Source organism: Longimicrobiaceae bacterium, from assembly GCA_035696245.1.
GTDB lineage: Bacteria > Gemmatimonadota > Gemmatimonadetes > Longimicrobiales > Longimicrobiaceae > DASRQW01.
Window position 1 is genome coordinate 1 of the sequence record DASRQW010000506.1, and the last position, 3,867, is coordinate 3,867.

Consider the following 3,867-nt stretch of genomic DNA (forward strand, 5'->3'; position numbering starts at 1 on the left):
ATGCTGGGCGGCTTTCTGGGGCGCAAGGGCGATGGCGAGCCCGGAATCCAGTCGATCTGGACGGGATTCCGCCGCCTCATGGACTTCACCCTCGCCCTCCAGCGCCTGCGCGCCTCACCCGCACTTGTGGGTAATGGGTAGCAAGCAGCTTGGGAGAGGGTTTCGTGCGTTCCGGCGGTGCATCTCTACCGCGACGCGACGACCCCGAAGGCTGCCGCGGGCCGGTCGAGCGGGCCGGCGAGCCAGACGCGTGCTCCGGCTCGCGTTCGCAGCGGCTCGGGGAGATGTGGGACGGACAGGCGACGCGCATCCTCCGTCACGAGCACCCAGCCCGAGCCGTCGCGGAGGAGCGTGCCGTCCACGGCCGGGATGCCGTCGGAGGCGCGGACCGCGAGGGAGCGGACTTGGATGACGCCCGCACGGGTGCGGGGGCCGCGCACCACGACCTCCACGCCCGCCACGCTGCGCAGCATCTCCCTCTCGCCTTCCACGTGGACGACGGAGCCGCCGCGCGACCTCAGCACGAACGACGTGCCGGGCTCGGAGCCGACCTCGTCCACGATCCCCCGCGCCGTGTCGGCCGAGGCCGGCTGCGGCGCGGGCGGGACCGCCGGCGCCGCATCGCCTGCCTCGCGCGGGACCATGGGTCCGCACGCGAGGGCGGCGAGCAGCACCGGCAGCGCCGCGGCCCGCGTCACTGCACGCGGACGATGGCCATGCGCATGTTGGCGTTGAGCGCACCGCCGCCGTTGGCCTGCAGGCGGACGATCTGCGCCGCCGTCTGCGTGCCCGAGAACTGGTACCACAGCGCGCCGCCGCCGTACATGGTCGTCACGCCGATGGGGGCGAAGCTGCCGAAGCTCACCGCCGTGCCCGTGAGCGGGTACGGCAGCGTGTACGTGGCCGGGAAGTCTGTGTTCAGCCCCGCGTAGATGTTGCGGAAGTTCCAGGTGGCGAACTGCGGGTCCGGGTTCGTGGCGGGCATCCCAGGGTAGTCGTCGGCCGCCAGAGCCAGCGTCCAGCCGCCGAGGAGCTGGTCGAGCGGCACGCCCGCCGTGCCCGCGAGGTTGGTGGTGCCCGTGGTCGTAGACTGCGTGAGCGCCGTGAGGAACTGGGCGTCGCTGGTGCCGTAGCGGTCCACGGAGTAGCGGATGAGCGACCACGAGATCGCGTAGAAGTACGACGCGTTGTCGCTGGGCGTCTTGCCGAAGGGCGAGAGCAGGCGCCCGTTGCTGCCGAACATCTGCGTGTACAGCGACGTGAAGTGCCGCTGCATGATCGACACCGGCCCGCGCGTGTTGCTCGCGCACTCGGGGAAGCCGGAGGGGCGCACGTCGCAGTAGATGTTCACGGGGTTCGCCGCGGTGCCGTAGCCCGTGTTTCCCTTCCACGCCAGCGGCGCGTACACCGACTCGCGCGCCCACATCTCCTCGCTGGTGCGCGCCAGGCCCTCTTCCAGCCAGGCCGACTCGAAGCTCGACGCGTTGTTCTCCACGCGCGCCTCGTAGGCCACGTTGTGCTTGGCCTCGTGGATGAAGGTCGAGCGGATGGTGCGGTACCAGTTGTCGGCCGTGTTGCCGCTGTAGCCGGTGCCCGCCACGTTCGGCTGGTAGGCGTAGAAGTACTCGCCGAAGTTGCTGGCCGTGTTCGTATCGCCCGCGCCCGCGTCGTTGGGGAACTGGTCGCAGCTCACCACGAAGCCCGCCACGCCCGAGAAGCGGTTGTTGATGATGGGCGTGAACAGCGCCACCAGCACGCCGTTGTTGTCGGTCACCGCGTCGCGCCGCAGCACGTCGCCGAAGTTGTTGCGGAGGATCGGCTCCATGTCGCTGTTGAACTGGTCGCCGATCTTGTTGTAGTACGCCTGCATGCTGGCGTTGTTGGCCGCCAGGAAGCCCGAAGGCGTGCTGTCGGCATCCTCGTAGATGGCGATCGTGCCGTTGTAGTACACGCGGTTCGCGTTGACCGTGTACGAGCTGGTGCAGATGTTGGACGGCGCCGTCGCGTTGATGTTCGAGACGTGGAAGGTGCGCGTGGCGGGCGGCGGCACCACCGCGGGGGCCACGGAGGCGCGTGCGGTCGAACGGCGCATGCGCGGGTCGCGGGCGAAGTGCGTCCTGAGCTGCTGGAACATCTGTGCGTTCTTGTCGAGCAGCTCCATGTGCCGAGCTTCGGCGCGCTGCTGGGCGAGCGAGGCGAAGTCGGTGGGCGTGAAGGGTGCCGCCAGGCCGGGGTTGCTCTCCGGCTGCCGGACGCTGGCCGCGGGCGCTTCCACCACGCCGCCGTCCGCCGCCGCCACGTCGCCCGAGATCTGGAAGTTCGCCGCCGTGGTGGGCGACGTCCCGGAGTTGTAGACCGAGACGTAGTAGCGGCTGGCGGTGCCGGTCGCCGTGATCTCGGTGCAGGCGACCTGGGCGGGATTGGTCACGATGGCCGACTGGCCCACCGCCAGGGTGCGCTGCGACGCCTGGAGGGGCGCGGCGTACGGCATCCCCGTCTTGCCCCCTTGCGTGACCTGCACCGCCACGCTGCCCGACGCGGTGCAGGGCACGGTGACGGTGAGCTGCGTGGGCGTGGCGGCGGTCACGGCGGCCGCGCGGCCGCCGATCGTCACCGTGTTGCTGGCGGGCGTTGCGTTGAAGTTGTAGCCGGTGAGCGTCACGCTCGCGCCCGGCACCAGCGTCGCCGCGCCGACCGCGGTGACCTGCGGGGCCACGCTCGCCATCGACCCGCTCTGCGTCTGCGTGGAGACGTAGACGGTGAACGAGAAGGTGGTCGCGGTGGCGGGGACGTTGAACTGCCACGCCTTGGCCGTCGAGACCTCGCCCGGCGAGAGGATGCCGTCGGCGCCCAGCTCGGCCTGGTCGGTGCCGCCCAGCTTGCCGCCGTACTGGTAGTAGTCCTGGCTGCCGCCGGTGAAGGTGCCCGTTCCCGTCGCGTTCGCCACCGTGATGACGCCGCTTCCCGAGGTGGCGGTGGGCGGCGTGTTGAGGAAGACGCGCACGCCGCCGTCGTCGCGAGTGGCGCCGTCGGCAGTCGCCAGCAGGTGGTCGGTCAGGTTCTGCACCGTGGCGTTGAAGCTGAACACGCCGCCCGCGTAGGCGACCCCACTCGAGGTCATGCGGATGAACAGGCCCTGCCCCCCGACCACGCTGCCGCGGGCGCCCGAGGTGCCCATGGGCACTCCGCACGTGACGGTGCCGCCCGCCACGCTGGCGTCGCAGCGCATGAGCGTGCCGGACACGTGGGGAACGGGCGTGGTGATGACGGGCCGGAGGGCGTCGTCCGAGCACGCCGAGAGCAGCGAGACGGCGAGCAGCGCGGCCGCGGGCAAACGCCGCGGACGGAGCGGGAGCAGGGGCATGATGGCTTTTCTCCGGGGGTGCCGGCCTCCGCGCTGGGCGCGCGGAGGAGGAGTCGGCTATGGAAGGGGCTCGGGCGGCACGCCCGACGCTGGGACAATAGACGCGTTTCCGAGGCACCAGCGCAAGGTTCGCTGCCACGGGCGGACACATCTTCCTGCTTCGGCGCCGGCCGATCTTCCCTGGTGTAACCGCCTGCCGCTCGGATGGGCGCATCCCGCGCGCCTGGCGCCTCCGTTCCGGCGCCGGCCGCGCGACCGGCGTGCCGCCGACCTCGGGCGAGACGGCCCGCGCCGCCTTGCATCGACCGGCGACCTGAAATGAGAAACCTCCTCCCGGCATCACGCCGGCGAGGAGGTTTCCGCGTCCGGGCTGCGAACGGAAGGACGCAGGCGACGTTCGATCAACCGTCCCGGCATCTCATCCCGAATCCGCAGACAGTCCGTATCTTCGAGGCGAGATCATCGGTACGCCAAGGATTCCGCTACAGCCGACGTACGCTCCG

Annotated in this window: 3 protein-coding genes; 1 reads left to right on the forward strand and 2 read right to left on the reverse strand. The window is 70.8% G+C overall.

What is annotated here, in order from left to right; all coding sequences use genetic code 11:
- The coding region (locus VFE05_22635; protein HET6232891.1) for an IS4 family transposase at window positions 1-141 on the forward strand (141 nt) is incomplete at its 5' end.
- 44 nt (window positions 142-185) lie between these two features.
- Here VFE05_22635 and VFE05_22640 read toward each other — a convergent pair.
- Entirely contained in the window at window positions 186-698 is a 513-nt protein-coding gene (locus VFE05_22640; GenBank protein ID HET6232892.1) for a hypothetical protein, read from the reverse strand.
- Window positions 695-3,364 (reverse strand): IPT/TIG domain-containing protein, encoded by a 2,670-nt coding sequence (locus VFE05_22645; protein HET6232893.1) that lies wholly within the window; start codon window positions 3,362-3,364, stop codon window positions 695-697. Before VFE05_22645 ends, VFE05_22640 begins: the two co-directional genes overlap by 4 nt.
- Window positions 3,365-3,867 lie beyond the last annotated feature (503 nt).

Bases quoted from the DNA above. Each gene is read 5' to 3' on its own strand.
- VFE05_22645 (HET6232893.1), bottom strand. From the start codon at position 3,364: ATGCCCCTGCTCCCGCTCCGTCCGCGGCGTTTGCCCGCGGCCGCGCTG.